The 25,196-nt window shown below is 66.6% G+C and carries 28 protein-coding genes and 1 tRNA gene; 19 read left to right on the top strand and 10 right to left on the bottom strand.

All coding sequences use genetic code 11. The annotated features are described in order from the left end of the window. The first annotated feature begins 58 nt into the window (after positions 1 to 58). From OIM94_RS06330 to OIM94_RS06310, 5 genes are all read left to right on the top strand, one after another. Positions 59 to 1,228 carry a M23 family metallopeptidase gene (locus OIM94_RS06330; RefSeq protein ID WP_264609237.1) on the top strand — a complete coding sequence of 390 codons (1,170 nt, stop codon included), beginning with the start codon at positions 59 to 61 and terminating at the stop codon, positions 1,226 to 1,228. A gap of 49 nt (positions 1,229 to 1,277) precedes the next feature. Further along, the gene (gene erpA, locus OIM94_RS06325; protein WP_264609236.1) at positions 1,278 to 1,622 is read left to right on the top strand and encodes an iron-sulfur cluster insertion protein ErpA; all 345 of its coding nucleotides are present in this window, start codon (positions 1,278 to 1,280) and stop codon (positions 1,620 to 1,622) included. 10 nt (positions 1,623 to 1,632) lie between these two features. Next, positions 1,633 to 2,403 carry an exodeoxyribonuclease III gene (xth, locus tag OIM94_RS06320; protein WP_264609235.1) on the top strand — a complete coding sequence of 257 codons (771 nt, stop codon included), beginning with the start codon at positions 1,633 to 1,635 and terminating at the stop codon, positions 2,401 to 2,403. A gap of 222 nt (positions 2,404 to 2,625) precedes the next feature. Next, the gene (locus OIM94_RS06315) at positions 2,626 to 2,901 is read left to right on the top strand and encodes a hypothetical protein (RefSeq protein ID WP_264609234.1); all 276 of its coding nucleotides are present in this window, start codon (positions 2,626 to 2,628) and stop codon (positions 2,899 to 2,901) included. Positions 2,902 to 2,998: 97 nt separating this feature from the next. Next, the gene (locus OIM94_RS06310; RefSeq protein ID WP_264609233.1) at positions 2,999 to 3,271 is read left to right on the top strand and encodes a hypothetical protein; all 273 of its coding nucleotides are present in this window, start codon (positions 2,999 to 3,001) and stop codon (positions 3,269 to 3,271) included. A 48-nt stretch (positions 3,272 to 3,319) separates the two neighbouring features. On the opposite strand, the gene OIM94_RS06305 is transcribed toward OIM94_RS06310, so the two are convergent. After that, positions 3,320 to 4,477 carry an N-acetyltransferase gene (locus OIM94_RS06305; RefSeq protein WP_264609232.1) on the bottom strand — a complete coding sequence of 386 codons (1,158 nt, stop codon included), beginning with the start codon at positions 4,475 to 4,477 and terminating at the stop codon, positions 3,320 to 3,322. Positions 4,478 to 4,628: 151 nt separating this feature from the next. Between OIM94_RS06305 and OIM94_RS06300 the strand changes: the two genes are divergently transcribed. After that, on the top strand, positions 4,629 to 5,735 hold the full coding sequence (locus tag OIM94_RS06300; protein ID WP_264609231.1) for a fatty acid desaturase family protein: 1,107 nt from the start codon (positions 4,629 to 4,631) through the stop codon (positions 5,733 to 5,735). A gap of 130 nt (positions 5,736 to 5,865) precedes the next feature. Beyond that, positions 5,866 to 6,666: a polysaccharide deacetylase family protein gene (locus OIM94_RS06295; protein ID WP_264609230.1), complete on the top strand. Its 801-nt coding sequence runs from the start codon at positions 5,866 to 5,868 to the stop codon at positions 6,664 to 6,666. A gap of 53 nt (positions 6,667 to 6,719) precedes the next feature. Here the strand turns inward: OIM94_RS06295 and OIM94_RS06290 are convergent, their stop codons facing one another. The 3 genes from OIM94_RS06290 to lptF all read right to left on the bottom strand — a co-directional run bounded on the left by OIM94_RS06290 (position 6,720) and on the right by lptF (position 9,731). Further along, positions 6,720 to 7,298, bottom strand: coding sequence for a PEP-CTERM sorting domain-containing protein (locus OIM94_RS06290; RefSeq protein WP_264609229.1), 579 nt, complete (start codon positions 7,296 to 7,298; stop codon positions 6,720 to 6,722). Between the two features lie 127 nt (positions 7,299 to 7,425). Next, positions 7,426 to 8,523 carry an LPS export ABC transporter permease LptG gene (lptG, locus tag OIM94_RS06285; RefSeq protein WP_264609228.1) on the bottom strand — a complete coding sequence of 366 codons (1,098 nt, stop codon included), beginning with the start codon at positions 8,521 to 8,523 and terminating at the stop codon, positions 7,426 to 7,428. Next, positions 8,520 to 9,731, bottom strand: coding sequence for an LPS export ABC transporter permease LptF (lptF, locus tag OIM94_RS06280; RefSeq protein WP_264609227.1), 1,212 nt, complete (start codon positions 9,729 to 9,731; stop codon positions 8,520 to 8,522). The genes lptG and lptF overlap by 4 nt, the downstream gene beginning before the upstream one ends. Before the next feature lie 189 nt (positions 9,732 to 9,920). On the opposite strand from lptF, the gene obgE reads away from it, so the two are divergent. The 9 genes from obgE (at position 9,921) to OIM94_RS06235 (ending at position 19,803) form a co-directional block, all read left to right on the top strand. After that, positions 9,921 to 10,976, top strand: coding sequence for a GTPase ObgE (obgE, locus tag OIM94_RS06275; RefSeq protein WP_264609226.1), 1,056 nt, complete (start codon positions 9,921 to 9,923; stop codon positions 10,974 to 10,976). 110 nt (positions 10,977 to 11,086) lie between these two features. Further along, positions 11,087 to 11,770: a suppressor of fused domain protein gene (locus tag OIM94_RS06270; protein WP_264609225.1), complete on the top strand. Its 684-nt coding sequence runs from the start codon at positions 11,087 to 11,089 to the stop codon at positions 11,768 to 11,770. Positions 11,771 to 11,812: 42 nt separating this feature from the next. After that, on the top strand, positions 11,813 to 12,958 hold the full coding sequence (gene proB, locus OIM94_RS06265) for a glutamate 5-kinase (protein WP_264609224.1): 1,146 nt from the start codon (positions 11,813 to 11,815) through the stop codon (positions 12,956 to 12,958). Beyond that, on the top strand, positions 12,955 to 13,860 hold the full coding sequence (locus OIM94_RS06260) for an NAD-dependent epimerase/dehydratase family protein (protein WP_264609223.1): 906 nt from the start codon (positions 12,955 to 12,957) through the stop codon (positions 13,858 to 13,860). The genes proB and OIM94_RS06260 overlap by 4 nt, the downstream gene beginning before the upstream one ends. A gap of 35 nt (positions 13,861 to 13,895) precedes the next feature. Continuing rightward, positions 13,896 to 15,449 (top strand): hypothetical protein, encoded by a 1,554-nt coding sequence (locus OIM94_RS06255; protein ID WP_264609222.1) that lies wholly within the window; start codon positions 13,896 to 13,898, stop codon positions 15,447 to 15,449. Between the two features lie 83 nt (positions 15,450 to 15,532). Continuing rightward, the gene (locus OIM94_RS06250) at positions 15,533 to 15,775 is read left to right on the top strand and encodes an acyl carrier protein (protein ID WP_264609221.1); all 243 of its coding nucleotides are present in this window, start codon (positions 15,533 to 15,535) and stop codon (positions 15,773 to 15,775) included. Positions 15,776 to 15,780: 5 nt separating this feature from the next. Then, complete coding sequence (gene spt / locus OIM94_RS06245) at positions 15,781 to 16,983, top strand: serine palmitoyltransferase (protein WP_264609220.1); 1,203 nt, start codon at positions 15,781 to 15,783, stop codon at positions 16,981 to 16,983. Between the two features lie 45 nt (positions 16,984 to 17,028). After that, positions 17,029 to 18,987: an ATP-binding protein gene (locus OIM94_RS06240; protein ID WP_264609219.1), complete on the top strand. Its 1,959-nt coding sequence runs from the start codon at positions 17,029 to 17,031 to the stop codon at positions 18,985 to 18,987. Positions 18,988 to 19,053: 66 nt separating this feature from the next. After that, the gene (locus tag OIM94_RS06235; RefSeq protein WP_264609218.1) at positions 19,054 to 19,803 is read left to right on the top strand and encodes a hypothetical protein; all 750 of its coding nucleotides are present in this window, start codon (positions 19,054 to 19,056) and stop codon (positions 19,801 to 19,803) included. Positions 19,804 to 19,999: 196 nt separating this feature from the next. Here the strand turns inward: OIM94_RS06235 and OIM94_RS06230 are convergent, their stop codons facing one another. Next, positions 20,000 to 20,587 carry a TetR/AcrR family transcriptional regulator gene (locus OIM94_RS06230; protein ID WP_264609844.1) on the bottom strand — a complete coding sequence of 196 codons (588 nt, stop codon included), beginning with the start codon at positions 20,585 to 20,587 and terminating at the stop codon, positions 20,000 to 20,002. 113 nt (positions 20,588 to 20,700) lie between these two features. Here OIM94_RS06230 and OIM94_RS06225 point away from each other — a divergent pair, with 113 nt between their 5' ends. Beyond that, the gene (locus OIM94_RS06225) at positions 20,701 to 21,732 is read left to right on the top strand and encodes an SAM-dependent methyltransferase (protein ID WP_264609217.1); all 1,032 of its coding nucleotides are present in this window, start codon (positions 20,701 to 20,703) and stop codon (positions 21,730 to 21,732) included. A gap of 23 nt (positions 21,733 to 21,755) precedes the next feature. On the opposite strand, the gene OIM94_RS06220 is transcribed toward OIM94_RS06225, so the two are convergent. The 4 genes from OIM94_RS06220 to hspQ all read right to left on the bottom strand — a co-directional run bounded on the left by OIM94_RS06220 (position 21,756) and on the right by hspQ (position 23,610). Beyond that, a complete protein-coding gene (locus OIM94_RS06220; protein WP_264609216.1) occupies positions 21,756 to 22,301 on the bottom strand; it encodes a GNAT family N-acetyltransferase in 546 nt (181 codons plus the stop codon). A 175-nt stretch (positions 22,302 to 22,476) separates the two neighbouring features. Next, positions 22,477 to 22,746 (bottom strand): 50S ribosomal protein L27, encoded by a 270-nt coding sequence (gene rpmA, locus OIM94_RS06215; RefSeq protein WP_064313800.1) that lies wholly within the window; start codon positions 22,744 to 22,746, stop codon positions 22,477 to 22,479. 30 nt (positions 22,747 to 22,776) lie between these two features. Next, positions 22,777 to 23,082, bottom strand: a complete 306-nt coding sequence (gene rplU, locus OIM94_RS06210; protein WP_264609215.1) for a 50S ribosomal protein L21 — start codon at positions 23,080 to 23,082, stop codon at positions 22,777 to 22,779. A 147-nt stretch (positions 23,083 to 23,229) separates the two neighbouring features. Next, positions 23,230 to 23,610 carry a heat shock protein HspQ gene (gene hspQ / locus OIM94_RS06205; RefSeq protein WP_264609214.1) on the bottom strand — a complete coding sequence of 127 codons (381 nt, stop codon included), beginning with the start codon at positions 23,608 to 23,610 and terminating at the stop codon, positions 23,230 to 23,232. A 228-nt stretch (positions 23,611 to 23,838) separates the two neighbouring features. On the opposite strand from hspQ, the gene OIM94_RS06200 reads away from it, so the two are divergent. Beyond that, positions 23,839 to 23,928: transfer RNA gene (locus OIM94_RS06200), tRNA-Ser, on the top strand. 91 nt (positions 23,929 to 24,019) lie between these two features. Here OIM94_RS06200 and OIM94_RS06195 read toward each other — a convergent pair. Beyond that, entirely contained in the window at positions 24,020 to 24,625 is a 606-nt protein-coding gene (locus OIM94_RS06195) for a DUF1826 domain-containing protein (RefSeq protein WP_264609213.1), read from the bottom strand. Between the two features lie 224 nt (positions 24,626 to 24,849). Between OIM94_RS06195 and OIM94_RS06190 the strand changes: the two genes are divergently transcribed. Next, complete coding sequence (locus OIM94_RS06190; RefSeq protein ID WP_264609212.1) at positions 24,850 to 25,185, top strand: MerC domain-containing protein; 336 nt, start codon at positions 24,850 to 24,852, stop codon at positions 25,183 to 25,185. Positions 25,186 to 25,196: the final 11 nt, after the last annotated feature.

Raw genomic sequence — 25,196 nt, 5'->3', positions numbered from 1 at the left:
CCTGAAGCTGCGCGCCGGGTCGCTACGGTGTTGGCTTCCATGAATTTGCCGGGGACTCATGGCCGTACCGTCCGAACGCAAGAACGATGACTTCGCGCACAAGTTCCGGGAATTCTTCACCACGCGGGATGTGATCCTGCATGACGGTGGCAAGCTTCGCCGCTTCAGCATCGGCGGCCGCTCTCAGCTTCTGTTCGCCAGCGCGGCGGTGATGACCGTGCTGTTCTCGGGCTATGGCGTGTCGCAGGCGATGGCCGGCGCGATCGCGTACACCGCGCCGGTGGCGGGCTCGCCGGAGGCGCAGGTCGCTGCGATGCGCGCGGAAGTTGCCCGCATGCGCGCCGAAGTTGCAGCCGCCAAGGAAGCTGCCAAGCTGCAGGCCGCCAAGATCGAGCAGCGCCAGGCGGTGCTGAACGCGGTCGTCTCCGGCAAGGCCGATCGTTCGGTTCTCGAAGCCGATCTCGAGGCGGTGCCGCAGAAGACCAGCGCGCTGACCGGCGAGATCGTCGCGCCGCTCAAGAAGGTCGAGGCACGGCAGGTGGCGCTTGCTGCCCAGGCGCAGAAGGTCGGCGAGGCGCGGGTGCGCCAGGCGGCCGCCCGCCTCCAGCATCTCGGCCTCGCGCCGCACCGCTTCGTCAAGGTCGGCGTCGCGATGGGCGGTCCCTATGAGCCGGTGAGCGACGACGATGCCACCACCGCCGTCACCGCCGATGCCGATGCGCAGTTCCGCTCGCTGTTCGAAACCTGGAAGAAGCTCGACTCGATCGAATCGGCGTCGATCTCGATCCCCTCGATGCAGCCGGTGCAGCATGTCAGCTTCACCTCGCATTTCGGCGTTCGCTCGGATCCGTTCCGCGGCACCGCCGCCATGCATGCCGGCGTCGATATTCCCGGCGAGTCCGGCACGCCCATCTACGCGACCGCGGACGGTGTCGTCTCGCATGCCGGTCGTCAGGGCGGCTATGGCAATCTGGTCGAGATCAATCATGGTCGCGGTCTCGAGACCCGCTATGGCCACCTCTCGAAGATTCTCGTTGCCGACAACAGCCGCGTGCGTCGCGGCCAGATCATCGGCCTGATGGGCTCGACCGGCCGCTCGACCGGCACCCACCTCCATTACGAGGTCCGCCTCGACGGGCACGCGATCAACCCGATCCCGTTCATCCAGTCGGGCGAATATATCGCACAGGCGCCGGTGACCGGCGGCGGCGTCGGCGGTCCGCGCTGATCCCTTCGCTGCATTGCCGGATGGGCGCCGGCGCATTATCTCGGCACCCATGACGACGACCCTCGACCAGTCCGCCATCGCGCTGACGCCCGCCGCCGCGGCGCGCGTCGCGGTGATCGCCACCAAACAGGCCAAGCCTGCGATCCTGCGGCTGTCGGTGGAAGGCGGTGGCTGTTCGGGCTTCCAGTACCGGTTCGGTCTCGCCGAAGCCGTAGACGCCGAGGACGTGGTGGCGGAAGTCGATGGTGTGCGGCTGGTGGTCGATCCCGTCAGCCTCGACCTGGTCCGCGGCGCGCAGGTCGATTTCATCGACAATCTGGGCGGCGCGCATTTCGCGGTCACCAATCCCAATGCGGCATCCGGTTGCGGGTGCGGCACCAGCTTCTCGATCTGAGCGCACGCAGTTGAAAATCGTCAGCTACAACGTCAACGGCATCAAGGCCCGTCTCGAGCGCCTTGTCGAGTATCTCACCGAGCAGCAGCCGGACATCGTCTGTCTGCAGGAACTGAAGAGCTCGGACGACACGCTGCCCGTCGCTGCGATCGAGGCGGCGGGCTACGGCGCGATCTGGCACGGCCAGAAGGGGTTCAACGGCGTCGCGATCCTTGCCAAGGGGCAGCAGCCCGTCGAGCGCCAGCGCGGCCTCGCCGGCGATCCGGAGGATGCCCACAGCCGCTATATCGAGGCCGAGATCGGCGACCTGATCGTCGGCGGGCTCTATCTGCCCAACGGCAATCCTCAGCCGGGGCCGAAATTCGACTACAAGCTGCGCTGGATGGACCGGCTCCACGCACGTGCGGCGGAGTTGCTCGCCGAGGAGCGGCCCGCGATCCTGGCGGGGGACTTCAACGTCATCCCGAACGACGACGACACCTTCTCGGTCCGCGCCATGGCCGAGGATGCGCTGATGCAGCCGGAATCGCGCGAACGCTATCGCAAGTTGCTGGCGCAAGGGTGGACCGATGCGCTGCGCACGCGGTTCCCCAAGGGCGGCGTGTGGACCTTCTGGGACTATCAGGCGGGCGCCTGGCAGCGCGATGCCGGTTTCCGTATCGACCATCTGCTGCTCAGCCCGCAGGCGGCGGACCGCTTCACCGGCGCCGGCGTGGACAAGGCGTATCGCGGCCGCGACAAGGCCAGCGATCACGCACCCACCTGGGTGACCCTGCGCTGATCGCGCGAGATCGGCCGGCACATTTCCTTCATCTGGCATCTTGCTCGGCAAATCCTGCCAATAGTTGGTGGGATTTGCTGTGTTGTGGCACCATGACACTTCGATGAATGTCGGTAAGTCTCTGAAATTGCTCGCACCATAAAGTTGGCACGGCCCCTGCAAAGGAGGAGGCACCGGCGAAAACGAAGGAACGTCGGACCTCGAAGCAGACAGGAGCCTGACATGACCACGTATCGCAACGCCAACATCTTCCGCCTGATGCCCGCCGCCGCGCTGCTCGCGACCACGCTTGCCGCTGCTGCGCCGGCCCATGCCGCACCCGATCCCGAGCCGACCCCCGTCGCGATGAAGAAGGATATCCGGTCGCTCGATCGCACGGCCCGCAACCTGGTGTGGTGCGTCGAGCGCAAGAATGTCGAAACCGGCAAGAAGACCAAGCAGTGCAAGACCCGCGAGGGCTGGGTCCGTGACGGCGCCGATCCCTTCGGCGAGTATTGATCCCCCCGCCCAGACCGACATCGCAGATACCAAGGCAACAACCACTGCATCGCGTGCGGTGGAGCGTCCCCGCACGCCCGTTTTTCAGGAGTGAGACATGGCCCAGTTCGTTCGTACCGCCCGCATCGGCGCCCTTCTGGCCGGCGCCTGCCTGCTGGTCGCCGGCAGCGCGGCGTCCGCCAGCGCCGCCCCCCTCGCTGCGGACAAGGAAAAGAAGCAGGAGGTGCCCGACCAGAGCGGCGCGCGTCCGCTGCGGATCTGCGTCGAAAGCCACGTGATCACCGGTTCGCGCATTCCGCGCCCGCGCGAATGCAAGACGCGCGCGGAATGGATCCGCACCACCGGCATCGATCCGCTGACCGACCGTTGATCCGGCCTTGGCGGCAGCGGGTACTACCCCCCGCTGCCGCTCGCCCGATCAGAGCGCCTTCTGATAGATCAGATATTCGCGGTTGATCTTGCTTTCGATGGCATCGGCGATGGCGACCATCCCCTGATTGTCCTCGAGAATCCAGCCGATCTCGCCGCGGCTCGCGCCGTAATGGGTGACCGAGGCGCGACGGATATATTCGATCATCATGAAGGCCAGCTGGCTCGCCATGCGCGAGCTCTGCAGACGCTTCACCACGCCCATCAGCGGCACGCGCATCGTCCGCGCCTTGGGCTTGCGCAGCCACAGCAGCAGCTTGGCCCAGCCGAACGGCAGCAGCGCCCCCTTGAGCGGCTTCAGCGGCTCGTTGAGGTCGGGCAGGGTGACCATGAACGCCACCGGCTCACCGTCATATTCGGCGATGCGGATCAGATCGTTGAACACCAGCGGCTTCAGCTTCTTGCCGACATCGTCCACCTCGGGCTGGGTGAGCGGCACGAAACCCCAGTTATCCCCCCAGGCATCGTTGAGAATGGCGAGGATGATCGCCGCTTCCTCGGCGAACTTGGCCTTGTTGACCTCGCGGATGCGGATGCGGGCATTCTTCTCGCCGGCGGCGACGATGCGCTGCACGATCGGCGGGAATTCCTTGCTGATGTCGAGCTCGTAGGTGACGATCTTCTTGGCCTCGGTATAGCCGAGCGCCTCGATCCAGCCCTGGTAGCGCGCCGGGTGGTGGCCCATCAGCACCGTCGGCGGATGGTCATGGCCCTTCACCAGCAGGCCGGGCTCTTCCCAGATCGAGAGGCTCACCGGACCCAGCGCCTTGGTCATGCCCTTGGCGCGCAGCCAGTCCTCGGCCTGATGGATCACCGCGGCGGCAACCTCGGCGTCCTCCGCCTCGAACAGGCCCCAGAAGCCGGTGCCGGGGCCGAAGCCCTGCTCGGGCGGCATCTGCAGCGCCAGCGTGTCGATATGCGCGGAGATGCGGCCGACCACCTTGCCCCCACGCTCGGCGAGGAACAGCTGGCCTTCGGCATGGCTGAACCAGCCGTTCTTCTTGGGGCTGATCGTGCCCGCCACTTCGTCGCGCAAGGGGGCGACCCAGTTGGGATCGTCGCCGTTGAGGCGATAGGCAAGCTCGATGAACGCCTTGGTGTCGGCCTTGCCCGAAACGGGCCGGACCTTGAGATCGGCACTAGCCACGATGGTTCCCCAGAAATTCTTGATACGGCGCAATGCAGTCTTGCGTCCGAAGGCGCCTGTCAAGCGCAAGGCGTGCAGCGCAGCGCACTGGCCCTTTGGTCGCCCTGTACTGCCACCGTATAGCCACTATCTAAGGCCAATGGCAGAACCTATGACCCAAACGCTAGCCTTCGATCTTCCGGACACGCCGGATGCCGATGTGTCGGCAACGATTGCACGTATCCGGCTTTCGGGCGTGCCGGATGACCGCGCGATGCTCCGCGCTGCTGCCGAGCTGACCCGCGACCTGCACACGCCCAACAAGGCGCTTTACTGGACCGATTGCCTGCTCTCCGCGGGCGTCGGCTATGCGGGCATGGCGACCGCGATGTTCGCAGCCTCGCCCTGGGTGGCGCTGCTCGGTGCGGCGATCGCGGTGTTCGCGCTGTATCGCGCCGAGCTGTTCATCCACGAGATCACCCATCTCAAGCATGCGCTGCTGCCGGGTTTCCGGTTGGGCTGGAACCTCGTCGTCGGCATCCCGCTGCTGCTGCCCTCGTTCATGTATGAGGGCATCCACACGATCCACCATGCCCGCACCCGCTACGGCACCGAGCAGGACCCCGAATATCTGCCGCTCGCGCGCATGAAGCCGTGGACGCTGCCGCTGTTCCTGCTGGTCTCGGTGCTGATGCCGATCGGGCTGCTGCTCCGCTTCGCGGTGCTGGCGCCGTTGTCGCTGGTCTTCCCGAAGCTGCGCCGACTGGTCGTCGCGCGCTATTCGGGGCTGCAGATCAACCCGTCGTTCGAGCGCCGCGAACCCGAAGGCGAGTTCCGCCGCCAGTGGTTCTGGCAGGAACTGGGCGCCAGCCTGTTCGCGATCACGCTGATCGGGATCACCGTGGCGGGCATCCTGCCACTGCGTGCGTTCCTCGCCTATGTCGGCATCGTCGCTGCCTCGGCGGTGATCAACCAGGTGCGCACGCTGGTCGCGCACCTGTGGGAGAATGAGGGCGAGCCGCTGACCGTGACGGCGCAGTATCTCGACAGCGTCAACGTGCCGGAGCCGGGCTTCCTCCCCTATCTCTGGGCGCCGGTGGGCCTGCGCTACCACGCGCTGCACCATCTGCTGCCGGCCGTGCCCTATCATGCGCTCGGCGAGGCACATCGTCGTCTTGCAGCTGCGCTCGACCCGAGCTCGGCCTATCACAAGGCCAATTATCCCAGCCTTGCCGGGCTGGTGATGAAGCTGGCGCAGGGCACCATGCGCCAGCGCTGATCGCGGCAGCTGCTGTGCAACAGGGGCCGGGCACCGGACGGTGCGCCGGCCTTTTTTGCGCCTTGGTACCGCTATCTTGCCCCCTGCCGCCGGCACGCTACTCTCCGCGCCAACGGCAAGGGAGAGGATGATGCAAGCGATGTTCCTGCGGGCCGCGGCGCTGTGGGCGCTGGCGGCGGGCGTACCGGCGGCAAACGCGCAGACGGTCTGGCCGAACGGTGCGAAGGCAGCGGTGGTGCTCACCTACGACGATGCGCTGACCTCGCAGCTCGACCATGTCGTGCCCGAACTCGACGCTGCCGGCTTCAAGGCCACCTTCTTCCTCGCCAATGTGGCGGAGGGTCAGGTGGAGCGCTGGCGCAAGGTCGCGACGGGCGGCCACGAACTGGCCAACCACACCATCTTCCACGCCTGCAGCAAGGCGAGCTACCCGGCCGATCCCCGGTATGTGAGCGAAGCCTATACGCCGGCAAGCATGCTGCGGGAGATCGCCCAGCAGAATGTGCTGCTTCACGCGCTGGACGGAAAGTCCCGCCACGGCCTGGCCACGCCGTGCGGACAGAGCCTGGCCGGCGGCACCGACTATCTCGAGGATCTGCGCAAGGCGAACCTCGTCACCTATGTGCGCGGCGTGGTCGACACGCCGGCGGATGCCCGCGCCAACGTCGCCAAGGCCGATCCGATGCACATTCCCTCGCGCGGCTTCGGCGAGGGCGCGACGGCGGAAAAGATGATCGCCTATGTCCGCGAGGCAGAACAGGGCGGGGGCTGGGCGGTATTCCTGTTCCACGGCGTCGGCGGCGATTACCTCACCGTGCCGGACGCCGAGCACCGCAAGATGCTCGCCTGGCTGGCGGCACATCGGAGCGAGGTGTGGGTGACGACGCTGCAGGAGGCGCTCGACTGGGCCAAGACGCATCCGGGGAAGTAGATTGTTCGGGAAGCGGTCGCGCGCCTGGCGAGACCGCTTCGGCCGTTGCCTACTCAGGCGCGGAGGACGCGTATGCGTGCCCGGCGTAAGGCGCCACCTGCGAGCGCAGACCCGGCAAGCAACATCATCCAGGTTCCGCCTTCCGGTACCGCACTCGTGCCCGTCGTTTCCACGACGGTGGCATTGGTAGATAAAAAGGCGCCAGGCACGGTGGCGAGATTGAACGACACCGAACTGGCGCCGACGGGGTCGATGTTGAACACGATGTAGAAGTCGTCCGTCCCGGGCAGGCCGACATTGCCGCCGTTGAGGGCGCCGCCGATGCCAAGGCGGGGGGTGCTTGTGAGGGCGTTAGGACCGAAATATCCCGCGATCGGTGTCGCGGCAAACGGACCGGCATTGATCTGGCCATCGGTGACGACGCGGAAATAGTCCGGTGCGCCGTAGAAGCCGTTCTTGCTGGGATCGTACGTCACGGTGATGTCCGCGACAAGCGATTTGAACGGCGCAGGGTTGCCCGCGAACTGCATGAACGTTGATGCCGTCACGGTGAAGCTGCGTGTCACCGTCACTGCCTCGGCAGGGGCGATCGTGGAAATGGCCAGTACCGCTGCGCCCAATAGCTGTTTCATGGAACCCCTCATTTTTGGTTAATGAAGGCTATACGGCCACTGCGCCCGGATCAATGTCCTGTCGGCGCAGGATATTGAAACGGCTTGATAATCGGGAGGGTCTCGCGTGCGCTGCGCTTAGCCGAGCCTATTCCTCGGTCCGTAGCAGCACTGCCTCGCCGATCATCAGGAACAGCAGGAACGGCGCCCAGGCGGCGAGGAAGGGCGGGTAGGCGCCGAGATTGCCCATCGCCAGCGCGAAATTGTCCGCGACGAAGTAGAGGAAGCCCAGCGCCATCCCGATCACCACCCGGACGAACAGCTTGCCCGAGCGTGCAAGGCCGAATGCCGACACGCCGCCCAGCAGCGGCATCAGGAAGGCCGAGAGCGGACCGGACAGCTTGTGCCACAGCGAACCTTCCAGCGCCTTGGTCGGTCGGCCGGCGGCCTTGAGCTCGCCGATGGCAACGCGCAGCTCGGCGAAAGAGCTCGAATCCGGATCGACATGGGCAAGCGTGAACTGGTCCGGCCGCACGCCCTGGCCGATCAGCGTGTCGCCCACCGGCGCCAGCGTCGCGCTCGCGACATCGAAGCGCTTGGCGGCGTCGACCTTCCAGGCGCCGCCAGCGCGGGCGCCGTGCTTCGCCGTGAGGATCGAGGTGAGCGAGCCCTTGTTCCGCTCATAGACGGTGATGTCGTAGAGCTGCGCCGCGTCGCCCTTGCCCTTGATCTGCTGGACGTTGATCAGGTTGCCGGCGGCCTGCACCCAGACGTTGGCGCGGTCGCCGCGATCGACGGGCAGCGGCGCGAACTCCACCTTCTTCCACTGCTCCAGCGTCGCGGTGGCGCGGGTGACGATGCGGTCGTTGAACACGAACGACAGGCCCGCGACGACCAGACCCGAAAGCATCAGCGGCGCGAGCACCTGGTGCGCCGAAAGCCCGCCGGACTTGAGCGCGATGATCTCGCTGTTCTGGTTGAGCTGGGCGAGCGTGAAGATCGCGCCCCCCAATACCGAATAGGGCAGGAACGTCTGCATGATCTGCGGCACGCGTAGCGTCACGTAGCGCAGGATCTCGGCATTGCCGTTACCGGGATGGGCGAGGATCGCCGCGCTCTCGGTCAGCAGGTCGAGCGAGGTCAGCACCAGCACCAGCGCGCCGAGCAGCGCAAAGGTGCGGAACACGAACAGCCGCGCCATGTAGAGCGAGATGGTCGGCGAGGGGAACAGCGCACCCAGGTTCATCGTGCGGCCTCCGCCTTGCGACGTCGCCGCTTGGCGCCGGGCAGCAGCCGCCCGATCAGCTTCGCCGTCTTGGCGAAGGCGCGCTCGAGCGCTCCGATCGGCTGGCCGCCGGGCACATAGGCGACGGTGTAGTACATCCAGAAGGTCAGCCCTGCGAAGATCGAGAAGGGCACCCACAGCGCGATTATCGGATCGACCAGTCCCAGGCTGCCCACGCCCTGCGCATATTCGTTCACCTTGTGATAGGTGACGATCATCAGGATCGACAGGAACACGCCCAGCATCGAGGTGGAGCGCTTGGGCGGGATGGCCAGCGCCACTGCCAGCATCGGCAGCAGGAACATCGTCGTCACTTCCGCCATGCGATAGTGGAACGCCGAGCGGCTGGTCTCGCGGTCGATCTCGGGCGCCGAACGGTTGCGGCCGATGACGGCCAGCTCGGGCAGCGTGCGCTCGATGTTACTGTCCCCGCGCTTGCGGAACTGTTCGTATTTGGGCAGCGGGATCGGCAGATTGTGCGTGGTGAAGGTCAGCACGCGCGGCACCGGCGAGTTCTTGTCGTAATGGACGAGCGTGCCGTTGGAGAGCCGGAAGATGATCGTGTCCGGATCGTCCGAGCGGAGGAACTGGCCCTTCTGCGCGGTGACCGCCAGCGGCGTTCCGTCCTTGTTGGTCATCTCCACGAAGATGCCGCGCAGGTCGCGGCCCTCGTCCTGGCTGGACTCGATGCGCAGCGTCATCTTGGAGCCGAAATTGGTGAACTCGCCGACCTTGATCGAGGCGCCGAGCGCGCCCGAGCGCAGCTCGAAGCGGAGCTGTTCGTAATTGTACCGCGAGGTGGGCTGGACGAAGCCGACGATCGCGAAGTTCACCGCCGCCAGCACGATCGCGTACAGGTACGGCACGCGCAGCAACCGCGTGTAGCTGATGCCAACGGCGCGCAGCACGTCGAGCTCGGACGTGGTGGCGAGTCGGCGGAAGGCGAGCAGCACGCCCAGCATGAGGCCGATCGGGATGCCGAGGCCGAGATATTCGGGCAGCAGGTTGGCGAGCATGCGCCACACCACGCTCACCGGGCCACCCTCGGTCGCGACGAACTCGAACAGCCGCAGCATGCGATCGAGCACGAGCAGCATCGCGGAAATGATCAGGGTGGAGATCAGCGGCACCGCGATCAGCCGCGCCATGTAGCGATCGATCGAATTCATGCTGTCCGCTGAACGTCCTTCGAGAGTGATCTTTCCGCTCATGGAACGGAAAACGAACCGAAACGATCCGGTCGCGTATAGCCGTGCTGAACGCCGATGCCACCCGGAAAGTGTCATGACCGCAACGGCATTTTGGCCAAAGACTCCGCCGGGGGTGACGGAATCGCGCCGAACGTATATGGGCCCGCGATGCATTTCCTCGATCAAGCCAAGATTTTCGTGCGCTCCGGCGCGGGCGGACCCGGCGCCGTGAGCTTCCGGCGCGAAAAGTTCATCGAATATGGCGGGCCCGATGGCGGCAACGGCGGCAAGGGCGGCGACATCATCTTCGAAGCCGTCGCGGGCCTCAACACGCTGATCGACTTCCGCTACACCCAGCATTTCCGGGCGCCCCGCGGCGGTGGCGGGTCCGGCTCGAACCGTACCGGCCCGGGCGGCGACGATCTGGTGATCAAGGTGCCGATCGGCACCCAGATCCTCGCCGACGACGACGAGCGCACGCTGCTGGCCGACCTTACCAAGGAAGGCCAGCGCATCGTCTTCCTGCGGGGCGGCGACGGCGGCCGCGGCAACGCGACCTACAAGACCTCGACCAATCGCGCGCCCCGCCAGCACGGCACCGGCTGGCCCAGCGAAGAGGCCTGGGTGTGGCTGCGCCTCAAGCTGCTCGCCGATGCGGGCCTGGTGGGGCTGCCCAATGCCGGCAAGTCGACCTTCATCAATGCGGTGACCAACGCGCAGGCCAAGGTCGGCGCCTATGCCTTCACCACCACGCGGCCCCAGCTGGGCGTGGTGCGCCACAAGCAGCGCGAATTCGTCGTTGCCGATATTCCCGGCCTGATCCAGGGCGCGGCGGAGGGCGCCGGCATCGGCGACCGCTTCCTCGGCCATATCGAGCGCTGCCGCGTGCTGCTCCACCTGATCGACGCGAACGACGAGGATGTGGCGACCAGCTACCGGATCGTCCGCGACGAGCTCGAGGCGTACGGCGCCGGCCTGTCCGACAAGCCGGTGGTGATCGCGCTCAACAAGATCGACACGCTCGACGACGAGCTGATCGCAGCGCTCTCCGCCGAACTGGAAGAGGCGAGCGGCGCGACGGTCATTCCGCTGTCCGGCGCGGCCGGAACCGGCGTCGACTGGGTACTCGACCAGTTGCTGGAAGTGATCGGTCCCAATGAGAACCGTGCTGCCGAAGAAACCGGCGAGGACGGCGAAGAATTCGTCGAATGGTCGCCGGTCTGACGCATTTCTAGGGCATCGCTGCGCGCCTTGGTCCTTTTTCGGGAGAGGCGCGGATGGGTGTGTTCGGCTGGTTGCGTGGGCTTTTTGGTTCGAAGCCGCAAGCAGTTGGCGTGCCCGCGCCGAGCCGAATCGCGAGCGCTGCCGAGCGTTCGGCCGAGGTGCGGGGGCGGTTCTGGGCGGCGCTGGGGCCGGCAAGCGATCGCATCCTTTCCTCCGCGCCCGCCGGCTCGCTCTGGCCGGGGGGGCATGAGGCCTATCGCCTGATCCACCGCGGCAATGCGATCCTCCTGGCGACGGACGGCCTTTCCGATCCCTTCCACGAGGACGCGGGCGTCAATGGCTTCGAGATCGAGCTGTTCGTCGAAGGTCCCGGCGAAGGTGCGCCGACCCAGGTGGCTGGCGACGGCTGGATGCTGGAGGTGCTGCGGCGGGTGGCGGCAATCGTCGCCGAGGAACAGGGCATCCTGCGTCCGCTGGAGCGCCACGGCCCGATCCCGCTGGAACTGACCAATGTGTCCGCCTCCGCCGCAATCGCCGCCCGGCTGCCTGCGCATTTCCTGACCGCCGACGACGTGCTGGGCGTGATGATCGGCGGCCCGGCCCCCGATTTCGCGACGCAGATCGAGGACATGCCGCTTTCGCCGGTGCGGGTGGTGCCGGTGGTGCTGCTCACCGCGGCGGAACTGGGCGAGATCCGCGCCGGAGACAGCGACACGCGCGACGGCGTGCTGGCGGGGCTGGAGGCGACCGGCGTGGGCCATTGCAGCGACCTGCACCGCGAGTCGATCGTCTGATCCGCTTGGCATATGGCGAACAGCATCGCTAAGAGCCCCGCCATGTCCGCGCCCGCACGCTCTGCCGACGCCATCGGTTTCGCTCCCTCGACCTGCAGCCGCCTGGTCGTGAAGGTCGGCTCGTCGCTGCTCGTCGATCCCGAAGGGCAGATCCGCCGTGACTGGCTCGCGGCGCTGGCCAGCGACCTCGGCACGCGCGCGCGAGAAGGGCAGCAGCTCGTCATCGTTTCGTCGGGCGCGATCGCGCTCGGCGCGCGGCGGCTCAAGCTGCCCAAGGGCGGCCGCGCCAGCCTCGAGGACGCGCAGGCCGCCGCCGCCACGGGCCAGATCGCGCTCTCGAGCATCTGGGCCGAGCTGCTCCACGATCAGGGCATGACCGCCGCGCAGATGCTGGTGACGCTCGACGATCTCGAGGATCGCCGCCGGTATCTGAACGTCTCCGCGACGCTGGACCGGCTGCTGCGGCTGGGCGTGGTGCCGGTGATCAACGAGAATGATTCGGTGGCGACCGAGGAAATCCGCTTCGGCGACAATGACCGGCTCGCCGCACGCGTGGCGAGCGCGGCCAATGCCGACGGCGTGGTGCTGCTGTCGGACGTCGACGGGCTCTACACTGCCAACCCCAACACCAACCCCGACGCGCAGCTGATCGAAACCGTCGACATCATCGACGAGCGGATCGAGGCGATGGCCGATCGGGGCTCCGCCTCGGGCATGGGGTCGGGCGGGATGGTCTCCAAGATCGAGGCGGCACGGATCGCGACCAAGGCGGGCGCGCATTTGGCCATCGCCGATGGGCGTGTCGAGCATCCGCTGGCCCGGCTGGCGGCGACTCGGCGGGGCACGCTGTTCCTCGGTCAGAAGGGCGCGGCTGCACGCAAGGCCTGGCTGCGCGGCGGGCTGACCGCCAAGGGCGCGATCCATATCGACGAGGGCGCAGCCCAGGCGCTGAAGGAGGGGCGGAGCCTGCTCTCGGCCGGGGCGACCCGCGTCGAGGGGCGGTTCGCCCGCGGCGATCTGGTGGTGGTGGTCGGGCCGGACGGGCGGCATCTGGCACGCGGACTCGCCGAATATGGCCATGTCGATGCCTCGCGCATCGTCGGGCGACGCAGCGAGGATCTGGTCGAGATCCTCGGCTATGCGCCGCGCGCCGCGCTGGTCCATCGCAGCCACATGGCGCTGCTGTGAGCGTGTTCGCGATCACCGGCGGCACCGGCTTTGTCGGCTCGCGGCTGATCGACCTGGCGGTGGAGGCCGGGCATCAGGTCCGCGCGCTCACCCGCCGCGACCAGCCCGTGCGCGACGGCGTCACCTGGGTGCGCGGCGATCTCGACGCGACGGCGGCGCTGGCCGAATTGTGCGCCGGTGCGGATGCGGCGATCCATGTCGCCGGCGTGGTGAATGCGCCCGATCGCGAGGGCTTTGCGCACGGCAACATCACCGGCACCGCCAACATGCTCGCGGCTGCCAAGGGCGCGGGGGTGCGCCGCTTCGTGCATGTCTCGTCGCTTGCCGGACGCGAGCCGCAGCTTTCGGCCTATGGCTGGTCCAAGCGCGAGGCGGACACGCTGGTAAAGGCATCCGGGCTCGACTGGACGATCGTCCGCCCGCCCGCGATTTACGGCCCCGGCGATCTGGAAATGCTGGAGCTCTTCCGCGTCGCCCGTTTCGGGCTGGCGCTTCTGCCGCCCGGCGGCCGCATCTCGGTGATCGAGGTAAGCGACCTCGGCCGCCTGCTGCTGGCACTTGCCGCCACCGACACCTTCTCTGGCGAGATCGACCCCGATGACGGCCGGGCAGGGGGCTGGACGCATCCCGAATTCGCGCATGCGATCGGTCGCGCCGTGGGGCGCCGCGTGCTGGCGCTGTCGTTGCCCCGGGCGGTGCTGATGGCGGGCGCACACATCGACCGGCTGCTTCGGGGCAAGCGGGCCAAGCTCACCCCCGACCGCGTCTCCTATTTCTGTCATCCGGACTGGGTGGTAGACCCTGCGAACCGTGCGCCCGTCAATCTGTGGGCGCCGCAGGTGGAGACCGAGGCCGGCCTGGTCGAGACCGCACACTGGTATCGCGCCAAGGGGCTGCTCTGAGTCCGGCACAGCCTTAATCATTCTATAATGGGGGCATGTGGACCGCCCCGATCAAGCTCATCCTCTGGGATCTCGACGACACGCTGTGGCGTGGCACGCTGGCCGATGGTGACGCGGTGGCGCTGTTCGAGGGGCGGGCCGATCTGGTGCGCGCGTTCAACGCCCGCGGGGTGGTCTCCTCGATCTGTTCCAAGAACGACTTCGACGCCGCCCGCGCGAAGCTCGAGGCGTTCGGGCTGTGGGACGAGTTCGTCTTTCCGCACATCGCCTTTACCCCCAAGGCCGAGGCGATCCGGGGCATCATCGCCGACATGCAGTTGCGGCCGGCCAACGTGCTGTTCATCGACGACAATCCGCACAATCTGGCGGAGGTCCGCCATCTGCTCCCCGAGATCCAGACGCTGGATGCGACGGCGGCCGACGCCGACGAACAGCTCGCCGGCCTGCTGGCGTTGCAGACCGGCACGCGCAGCCGTGTCGCCGAATACCGCATCCTGGAGGCCAAGAAGCGGGACCGCACCGCGGCCGCGTGCCAGTCCAACGAGGACTTCCTGCGCGCCTCGGGCCTGTGCGCCTGTGCGCCGTTCCTGATGGACAATCTCGAGTTCGTCCCGCGCATCGCCGAACTGATCAACCGCGCCAACCAGCTCAACTACACCCAGTCGCGGGTCGATCCGGCGCAGCTGGAGGCGGACATCATCGACGTTACCAATCACGAGAGCTGGTCGATCTTCGCCTGGGACAAATATGGCCGCTACGGTCTGGTCGGCTTCGTGATGTGGCACCGCATCGAGCAGCGCCTGGTGCATTTCACCTTCTCCTGCCGCGCGATGCACATGGGGCTGGAGGAATATGCGTTGGGCAAGATCCGCCATATCTGGGGGCCAGTGGACTTTAGCGCGCTCAACGGCCGCTTCAGCCGCGTGCCGCCCGACTGGATCGAGGATCACGGCTTTGAAGAACCCGAGGTCCGCGCGGCGATCCGCGACGAGCTGCGGCTCGATCCGGTCATGGACCCGGCGATCCGCATCATGTTCGACTGCCAGTCCGGCGGCATCGCGCATTACAGCCGCTTCCGCCCCGCGATCGAGTTCGACAATGCGCCGCGGGTGTTCGCGCTGCGGATGATGGACGATCAGAGCTACCAGTCCCAGCTCTACCCGCCGTTCCTCGTTTACGGCGCCACGGTAGACTATCTGGACAATCGCTGGCCCGGCAAATGGCATCTGCTGGAGCGCGGAATCTATCAAAAATGCGTCCTTCGCCTGTGCATCCATCTGATCGAGAACGGGCTGCGCATGCTGGTGGTGCTGCCGCCGGAGGATGCCCCCCTCGACAAGTACCGGCTGGGGCTGAACAACTCGCCGGAGCGCGTGCGCTTCTTCAACGGCCTGTGGCGGAAATTCGCGCGGGAAAATCCCGAGCATCTGTTCGTCCTGGAGATCGCCGACCTAATCGACAGCTATGACGAAATGGCGGACGTGACCCATTTCCACCCCGGCCTGCTCCAGAAGATCGCCGACCAGACCGACCTGTGGGTCTCGCAGCTGTTGCGGGGTGCCGGCGAGGATCAGGCGGCCGCCGCCTGACCTTTGGGGCACTGCCCCGCCATCGGCCCGCTTTCGCCGCATTCGCTTGGCACCTGCGGCCGATCACTCTAAGGACCGGCCGCATGACTGACCGTGCAGAAATCTTCGACATCGTCGCCGCGCAGATCGAACCCTTCAACAAGAAGAGCGTCGCGCTTTCGGAAACCACCACCTTCGCCGGCGATCTCGAATGGGACAGCCTGACGGTGATGGATTTCGTCGCCGCGATCGAGGACGAATTCGACATCGTCATCACCATGAACATGCAGGCCGAGATCGAGAATGTCGGCCAGCTGGTCGACGCCGTGCAGAAGCTCAAGGGCTGACCACCATGACCGACCTGATGAGCAAGTTCGACGGCCTGATCGCCGAGCGCCAGGCGCTGCTCGACAGCGGCGTGATCGATCCGTTCGCGATCGTGATGGAGCAGGTCAAGTCGCCTACCGAGGCGGTGATCAAGGGCAAGGACACCATCCTGCTCGGCACCTACAATTACATGGGCATGACGTTCGATCCGGACGTCATCCAGGCCGGCAAGGACGCGCTCGACCAGTTCGGTTCGGGTACCAACGGCAGCCGCATGCTCAACGGCACCTTCCGCGACCATATGGAAGTCGAGCAGGCACTGCGCGACTTCTACGGCGTGTCGGGCGCGATCGTGTTCTCGACCGGCTACATGGCCAATCTGGGCATGATCTCGACGCTGGCGGGCAAGGGCGAGTACATCATCCTCGACGCCGACAGCCATGCGTCGATCTATGACGGCTGCAAGCAGGGCAATGCCGAGATCGTCCGCTTCCGCCACAACGACGTGGCCGATCTCGACAAGCGCCTCGGCCGCCTGCCCGCCGAAGCCGGCAAGCTGGTGGTGCTGGAGGGCGTCTATTCGATGCTCGGCGACATCGCGCCGCTCAAGGAGATGGTCGCCGTCGCCAAGAAGCATGGCGCGATGGTGCTGGTCGACGAAGCGCACTCGATGGGCTTTTTCGGGCCCAATGGCCGCGGCGTGTACGAGGACCAGGGGCTGGAGGCGGACGTCGATTTCGTCGTCGGCACCTTCTCCAAGTCGGTCGGCACCGTCGGCGGCTTCTGCATCTCGAACCACCCGAAGTTCGAGGCGATCCGCCTGGCCTGCCGTCCGTACATCTTCACCGCCTCGCTGCCCCCCAGCGTCGTCGCGACCGCGGCGACCTCGATCCGCAAGCTGGCCACCGCGCACGAGAAGCGCGCCCGGCTTTGGGAGAATGCCCGCGCGCTGCACGGCGGCCTGACGGCAATGGGCTTCAAGCTCGGCACGGCAACCCCCGAAAGCGCGATCGTCGCGGTGATCCTGGAGGACCAGGAGCAGGCGGTGGTGATGTGGCAGGCGCTCCTCGAGAACGGCCTGTACGTCAACATGGCACGCCCGCCGGCGACCCCGGCCGGCACCTTCCTGCTGCGCTGCTCGCTCTGCGCCGAGCATCGGCCCGAGCAGATCGAACGCGTGCTGGGCATGTTCCGCGCGGCCGGCCAGGCCGTCGGGGTGATCGCCTAAAGCCTGCTTTTCACTTTGCTTCCAAACGCCTAGAGTCGGGTTCGGATGAGCGAAGCGATCCCGTCTCTGGAGCGTTCGGTTCACGCGAAGAACTGGCGCCTGCTGCTGCTGGGCGCACTGGCGATCGCCGGCGTGCTGGTGCTCGGCGCGCTGATCCTGATCCAGCAGCGCACCGATCTCGAGCGCGACCGGGCCATCGCGCTCCAGCAGCACAGCTTCGAAGTGATCCTGCGTGCCAACCAGCTTTCCGGTGGAATCGCAGCGGCGGAGGCGGCGCTGGGCCGCTACGTGGTCAGCGCCGATCGCAATCTCGGCCAGCAATATGCCGATCAATGGGCGCGGGCGGGCGAGCAGCTGCAGCGCCTCCGCCAGCTGACCGCGGACAGCGACAGCCAGCGCCGGCAGGTGCAGGCGCTGCAAAAGGCGTTCCTCGCGCGGGGCAGGGAGCTGGACGACACCGCGCTCTACACCACCTACAAGCGCGACCGGGACGCCTGGGGCGCCTATTATCAGGTGCGCGAAAGCGCTGCCCGCACGCAGGTGGAAAAGACGCTCGACACGATCGTCGAGGAAGAGCGCGGCGTGCTCCGCGATCGCACCCGTGCCGCAGCGCAGCTGATCGACAATAGCAGCTATGCCTCGCGCGTGCTCAGCGGCTTCGGTCTTGTGATCGCGCTCGGCGCGGTGATCTTCGGCTGGCTGGCGATCGAGGCGCAGGGCGAGCGCGCGCTGGCCGATGCGGATGCCGCCTGGGAGCGGGAACGTGCCGGGCAGTTGCGCGAGGCCGTCGCCGCCGCCACCGCCCAGCTGCGCGAGGAAGCCCGCGAGCGCGAGGGCGCCGAGGCCAAGCTCCGCCAGGCGCAGAAGATGGATGCGGTGGGCCAGCTCACCGGTGGTATCGCCCATGATTTCAACAATATGTTGGCCGTTGTTCTGGGCGGTGTCGAGCTTGCGCGGCGCCAGATCGAGAGCGATCCCAAGGAAGCCGCACGCCATCTCGACAACGCAATGGAGGGGGCCCACCGCGCCGCCGCGCTTACCCGCCAGCTGCTCGCCTTTTCGCGCTCGGAATCGCTGGCCCCCGAGGCAGTGGATGCCGGCGGACTGATCCGCGGCATGCGGGATCTGCTCGATCGCACGCTGGGCGACACGATCCGCGTTGAAACCCAGGATCGCGGCATGGGCTGGCGGATCTGGGTCGATCGTCACCAGCTCGAGAATGCGGTCCTCAATCTTGCGGTGAACGCCCGCGATGCGATGAACGGGCGCGGCACGCTGACCATCCTTACCGGCGAATCGCGGCTGGCGGCCAATGCGGTCGGGCATTGTGCGGCGGGCGACTATGTCTCGGTGGCGGTGCGCGACACCGGCTGCGGGATGACGCCCGAGGTGCTGGAGCGGGTGTTCGAGCCCTTCTTCACCACCAAGCCGGTGGGCAAGGGCACGGGGCTGGGGCTCAGCCAGATCTTCGGCTTCGTCCGCCAGTCGGGCGGCGGCATCGCGATCGAGACCGCGCCGGGCGAAGGCACCACGGTGACGCTCTATCTCCCGCGCTACAAGGGCGTGGTGCAGGCAGCGGCGCCGGCCCTGCCCGAAGCGGCCGAGGAGAAGCCCGGCGGCAGCTATGACATCTTGGTGGTGGAAGACGATCCGCGCGTGCTGGCGGCGACGCTGGCGGCTCTGCACGAGCTCGGCCACCGCGCAGTGGGCTGCGCCGATCCGCTCAAGGCGCCGGCTGCGATCGAATCGATGCCGACGCTCGATCTGGTGATGACCGACGTGCTGATGCCGGGGCAGACCGGCCCCGAGATGATCGCCTGCGTCGAAGGCCAGCTTCGCGGTGCGGCGGTGCTGTTCGTCACCGGCTTCACCGGCGAGGCGAGCGCGGAGCAGCTCCGCGACCGTCCGGTACTCCGCAAGCCGTTCACCGTCGCGGCACTGTCCCGCGCAGTCCGCGAGGCGGTGGACGGTGAAGCCCGCCGGGTGGCGCAGGCGGCGGAATAGGCTAGCATGCTCCGTAGAGGGCGGGGCAAAGGGGCAGGCATGAGAAGAACGACAGGGGCGGCGGCGATGCTGATCGCCCTCGCGGGCTGCCATTCAACGCGCGACGACGACGTCGCGGCCAGGGCCGCTGCGATCTCCGGCGCGATGCTCCGCAATCACGCCCGTCTCCTCCATACCGATGTTGCGATGGGGGTGTGCCGTCGCCCCCAATGGGCTGCGTTACGCGAGGTGCGGCGGGAAGAGGCCGCCTTCGTCGCTGCCGTGGAAAGCACGCTGTCGGGACCTGCGGCGGATCATGTGGCGATTGCCCGAGAAGATGTCGACTATGCAGTGCGCACGGGGGACATGGGCTGCTGGACCAACGTCGAGCCCGGTTTTCCGGCGCAGCATCTGGAAGGGGTCTTCAGCGACGTCGAGACTCTGCGGGCGGAACTGAGGCAGCCGATGACGCCGCCGCAGCACCTGCGCGGCGTGGATCGGTTCAGCGAGCCCCGCGGTCCGGCATTTCGGGCCCTCGTTCGCGCGGTGCTCGATTCGGTACGATGGCAATGCCCTCGCTATGACATGCAGCCGTTCTTCGCCGTCGCGAAGCCGGCGGTCGCGCGGTTCCAGGCACGGATGGAGCGGTCGCCCCTCGCCGCGCAGTTCGCGATCGCGAAGGCCGACATCGATCTTCTCGAGCTTACCACTTTCTACAACTGCTTGGCGCCTTCGCAGTCGATACCGGCAGCGGAGCTGCGGGCCGATCTCCGCACGCTGTCGGCGCGCATCGCGCGTGCGGAGCGGATCGCGGGGGGCGGACCGGCCGGCTCCTGACGCCGGCGACGCGGCGCGCGCTGCGACGGCGGGGTGGGGCGATGCGACGCTGCTACATCCGCCCGTGCTGGTGTGCCGCCGCGATTTGCGAAGCCTCGACCAGATCGCGCGGTGGAGTCCTCCACGTCGCCGAGCATCGTCACCGCCGCGGCAACAGCAGGAAAGGGGATGCCACCGGCACAAGTTGCATCCGGCGTCACACGTCCGCTGCAATCCGATCCCGCAGCATGGCCGCGCCCAATTCGCGGGCCTTGTCGCGCGGCAGGCCCAGCGCGCGTGCCATGGGGGCGCCGAGCAGGGCGTCGCCAAGTGCCATCAGGGTCAGCTGCAGCGTTTCCTCGCGCAGCGGCACGCGCGCGTCCTGGCCCTCGCTGATCCGGTCGACCAGCCGGTGGATCGCTTCCAGAATCGGGTCCAGCGCGTCCTGGTTACCGGTGAGGATCATCCAGCTGGCCAGTGCGCCGGCGCCTTCGCGGTCGAACGCGTCGAAGGTCAGGTCCACCACCTCGCGCAGGTCATGGTCGGTCGAGCGGGCGCGGAGCACGGCTTCGCCGATCTTGGCGGTCACCGCGTCGGCGATGCTGGCTGCCAACGCCTTTTGCAGCCCCGCGGCCGAGCCGAAATGGTGAAGCAGATTGGCATGCGTCCGCCCGATGCGCGCCGCGACCGCCTTCAGCGTCACAGCCTGGGGACCATCCTCGATCAGCAGGGTACGGGCGGCCTCCAGGGCGGCATCGCGGGATTCTTCGGGGGAGAGGCGCTTGCGCACCGGCTTGGTCGTCATCGTCAAGAAAGGGGATGAACGGTTTGCATGACAAACCGAATTCGATAGGTCGATTGCAGGCGAGCGGCGCGGTATTTGCACATTGTAAACGTCGCTTACCGTCTGGGGGGAACGTGTCGATACGGAAAAAGCTTGAGGCCCGCATTCTCAAGCGGCTGCTTGCGCTCGTCAATGATCGTTCGCAGCCGAATCTGAATGCGTTGAACGACATCGCGAAGGAAGTCCGAATCCTTCAACTGAACATGAAGGCATTCGGCTATGATCTGGCGCGCAAGATGGCATCGGCCTTGCCGCCGCCGGTCGATACGAGCGCCGACCTGATCGGTTTGGCGTCCAAGGGCTGCACGCAGCGTGATATCGAGAGCGCGTGGCTTGCACATTGGATGCGCGCGCTCGAAGCACCGGTAATCTATCACCGCAAGATCTGGGAACTCGCCTATGTCTTGCAAGCGCTCTTCGAAGGGGGACACCTAACGCAGGGGCAGCGGGGCCTGGGGTTCGGATGCGGAGCGGAGCCCATTCCCAGCTACCTCGCCGCGCAGGGGGTCTTTGTCACCGCCACCGATTATTCCGAGGAGCGTGCGGCAGAGAGCGGCTGGATCGAGACGAACCAGCATCTCGGTTCCGCGGCGACCCCCTTCGTTCCACACCTTGTGAGTCGCGAGGTGTTCGAGCGCTTCGTAACGATCGAGACGGTCGACATGAACGCCATTCCGGTCGGTCTGCGCGACTATGATTTCTGCTGGTCGATCTGCGCGCTTGAGCATCTCGGCAGTATTGATAACGGCCTTCGATTCATCGAGCGATCGCTTGATACCCTTCGCCCGGGCGGTACGGCCGTGCACACCATGGAATTCAACGTCGAGCCGGACGGTCCGACGACCGATCATTGGCCGACCGTTTTGTTTCAGCGCCAGCACCTGGAATCGCTGGCGGAGCGCCTGAGAATTGCGGGCCACACCGTCATCCCGTTCGATTTCGACGTCGGCACTGACGTCATGGACAGCTTTATCGACCTGCCTCCCTGGAACCTTGGTCTCACCTCCAAGAGCGAGAACTGGCTGGGCGAGCCACGCCACCTCAAGCTGTCCATCGACGGTTTCGTCAGCACATCGTTCGGTATGATCGTTCGCAAGGCTGCATAGCGGACGCGCCGCTGCCGCCAGCCTCACGCCGCCAGCCGCGGTTCGGGCGTCGGTCGGGCGTCCTCCGCGTCGAGATCCAGCTCGAACCCGAGGCAGGTCATCTCGCCGCCGCGGCCCTTCGACCAGACCGGCGCCACCCGTCCGGTAGGCTGGAAGCCGAGCTTGCGCAGCACGCGGCCCGAGGCGGGGTTGTCCACCGCGTGGCGCGAGGTCACCCGGCGGATCCCGGCGGCGCGCGCCGCCGCCAGCACGCCGCGTGCCGCCTCGGTCGCATAGCCCTTGCCCCAGGCCGAGGGGGTGAACCAGTAGCCGAGCTCATGGGCTTCCTCGCCCACCGCCTCGATGCCGATGCAGCCGATCAGCGCAACGCTGCCCACCTGATGCTCCAGCACCAGGAAGCGCGTTTCGGTCCAATGCCGGAGGAAGGTCTCCGCCGCTTCGATCGAATAGGGCCATGGCGCGCGCGACAGGTTGCGCACGACGGCCTCGTGGTCGATCGCCCGGGCAAGGGCAGGGGCGTCCTCGGGCCAGCCGGGACGAAGCGTCAATCTCTGGGTCCGCACGAACATGACCAATACTCCTCGGTCCTGCAGCTCCCCACGCCGTTTCCATTGGCGTGCGGGTGTTGCGCTGCGATTGCAGGGAGCATGAAAAAAGGGAGACCGGGGCGACCCGTCTCCCTTTTTCGGTTGGTTCGTCCGAACCCGGGTCGCCCTGGTGGGCAACCCGTACGGTCGCCCGATGTTACTCGGCCGCCTCGGCAATCATGTCTACGGAGCAGAACTTGCGACCAAGCTTGCCTTCCTTGAACGACACGCGGCCTTCGACGAGCGCGAAAAGGGTATGGTCCTTGCCCATGCCCACGTTCACGCCGGGGTAGAATTTGGTGCCACGCTGGCGCACGAGAATGTTGCCGGCGAGAACCGTCTCGCCGCCGAACTTCTTCACGCCAAGACGACGGCCAGCAGAGTCGCGACCGTTGCGGGACGAGCCGCCTGCCTTCTTATGTGCCATTGTCTATACTCCTCGTATCTCGCCGGTCGCTCAGTTCGCCGCGCCGATGGCGGTGATCTTGAGGATCGTGTGCTGCTGGCGATGGCCGTTCTTGCGGCGATAATTGTGCCGACGGCGCTTCTTGAAAACGATGACCTTCTCGCCCTTCGCCTGCGCGATGATCTCGGCAGAAACGGTCAGGCCGTCGGTCGGCTTCAGCTCGCCGCCATCGCCGGCAAGCAGGACGTCGCCCAGCGTCACCGTCGAACCGGCTTCGCCGTCGAGCTTCTCGACGACGATCTTGTCTCCTGCGGCAACGCGATACTGCTTGCCGCCCGTGCGCACGATAGCGAACATCGGTCTCTTCTCTGGTTCAAATGCATGTGCCCGCCAAGGTTGCACCTCGGCAGGAGGAAGGGCGCTGCTATGCGATGGGGGCGGGATTGTCAACCGTTTCGCAAGGCGGACCTGCGATTTTCCGGGACATTCGCACCGTGCGCGCGCCTAGTGGCGATGCGTGCGCTTCAACAGGTAGCGACCGGCGTCAAACCGCTCGAACAGTCCGCTGATTCCGGGATGGTCGACCGGCTCGTCGCTTTCGTCGGCCACCAGATTCTGCTGGCTGACATAGGCGATATAGGTCGAGTCGTCATTTTCGGCGAGCAGGTGATAAAAGGGCTGATCCTTGGCCGGCTGCATGTCCGCGGGGATCGAGTCGTACCATTCGTCGGTGTTGGCGAAGACGGGATCGACATCGAAGATCACGCCGCGGAAATCGAGCAGTCGGTGCCGGACCACATCGCCGATCGTGAAGCGCGCGCTGGCGATCGGGGGCATCGGCGTACCGGCGGTGGGAGCGGTAAGCGAACCATTGGTTTCTGACATACTGGCCAATCTAGGGACGCGGAGCGGCGACGGCAACGGTCTAGAGCGGGCGATGGCGGCGCCGGGCCATCCCGATCCGGGAAGGCGGCGTGCGACACGCGCCGCTATCGCGCCGCAAAAAACTTCGATTTGACCGCTTGCGGCCCCCAAAACTTTGCGCTAGTGGCCGCGCCTCACAGCGACCGGTACGCAGGTCGGGGCCTTCCTCGAGTGCGTATCCTCCCATGCGGAGAGGTGCCGGAGTGGTCGATCGGGGCGGTCTCGAAAACCGTTGTGCGGGTAACCGTACCGAGGGTTCGAATCCCTCCCTCTCCGCCATTGGGGCTGTCGCTGAGCGTCCTTGCTGACGCGCCTTTTTCAACATCCGTATGGTCAGAACCCGGCCGCCGCGCGGGCGGGTCCCGGCGTGTCACCGTGCGCCCGGTGGATCGATGGCGAGCAGCAGGCGGACGTCGCCGGTCTCGGCAATGGGTGGCGAGCGGTGCAGGACCATCGGCTTGTCCGTCGCCCGCCGTCCTTTGAAGATGCCTACATCGCCCGCGCGCATCTGGCGGATCAATCTGTTCTCGGCGTGCTCTCCGTAGACCCATTGGGTGCCGGGACCGAGCAGGGAGCAGAGCAGGCGCGCGGTAACGTGGTCGACATGAAACTTGCGACAGGCGTCGGTTTCGATCCATTCCAGCCGGACCGTGACGGCATCGACCGCGAAGATGCCGGCGAAGCGCCGCGCCAGCATCGCGATTTCGTCGCGAAGCGCCGCGCGGAGGGCGTCGTCGCAATAGCCTGCTTGGGCAAGCGCTTCAGCCACGGTGTCATCCAGGTCATCGATACGGACCTCGAAGTCGAGATCGTCGATCGCGGTCCAATCCAGTTCCCGGAGCGGCGCAAGTGGCGGGGGAAGCTGGCGGTTCCAGACGGCGAGGTGCACATGTGGCTGTGTTGCCAGATCCAGAACCGTCGCCCGACCCTGCTCGATCGCGATCGCGGCGCCTGGGTCCGTGGCGGTTGTCCCCATTGGCGCGGGTCCGCCTAGTGTGGCTGCACCGATGCGGGGAAAAACGCCCATTTTCACAATTGTTCCTCGGCAATGTTAGGTTATAACATATCATAACAGACTTGCGGAAGGGTGCAAGTCGCCGAGGCAAGGGAGCGACGGTATTGGGTTCTTTGGGAGTCGACAGGGGCGGGCGGCGGCATGCGGTGTTGGATGGCCTAGGCATCTGCGCGTCGTTCCTGTGTATGGCGCACTGCCTGCTGGTGCCGCTGGTGCTGGCGGCGCTACCGAGCCTTGCCGGCGCGCTCGATCGGGGTGCGTGGTTCCACGCGATCATGCTGGCCGGTGTGCTTCCGATCGGCGCGGTTGCCCTGATCGGCGGTTGGAAACGGCATCGTGCGGGGGTGCCGCTGCTCATGGGGGCAATGGGTCTCGGCCTGATGGCAGCGGGCGTCGCCTTGCCTGTCCCCGGTGTGCTGGAAACGGGACTGACCGTCATCGGCAGCCTCGCCCTGGCGGCGGCGCATGTCGGCAACTGGCGGGCGCGGCGATGCGTGTCCGCGTGCACGCCGACGTCGTGATTGTTACGAAT

This window comes from Sphingomonas sp. R1, assembly GCF_025960285.1.
Lineage (GTDB): Bacteria > Pseudomonadota > Alphaproteobacteria > Sphingomonadales > Sphingomonadaceae > Sphingomonas.
This window is presented reverse-complemented; position numbering and strand designations above follow the sequence as displayed.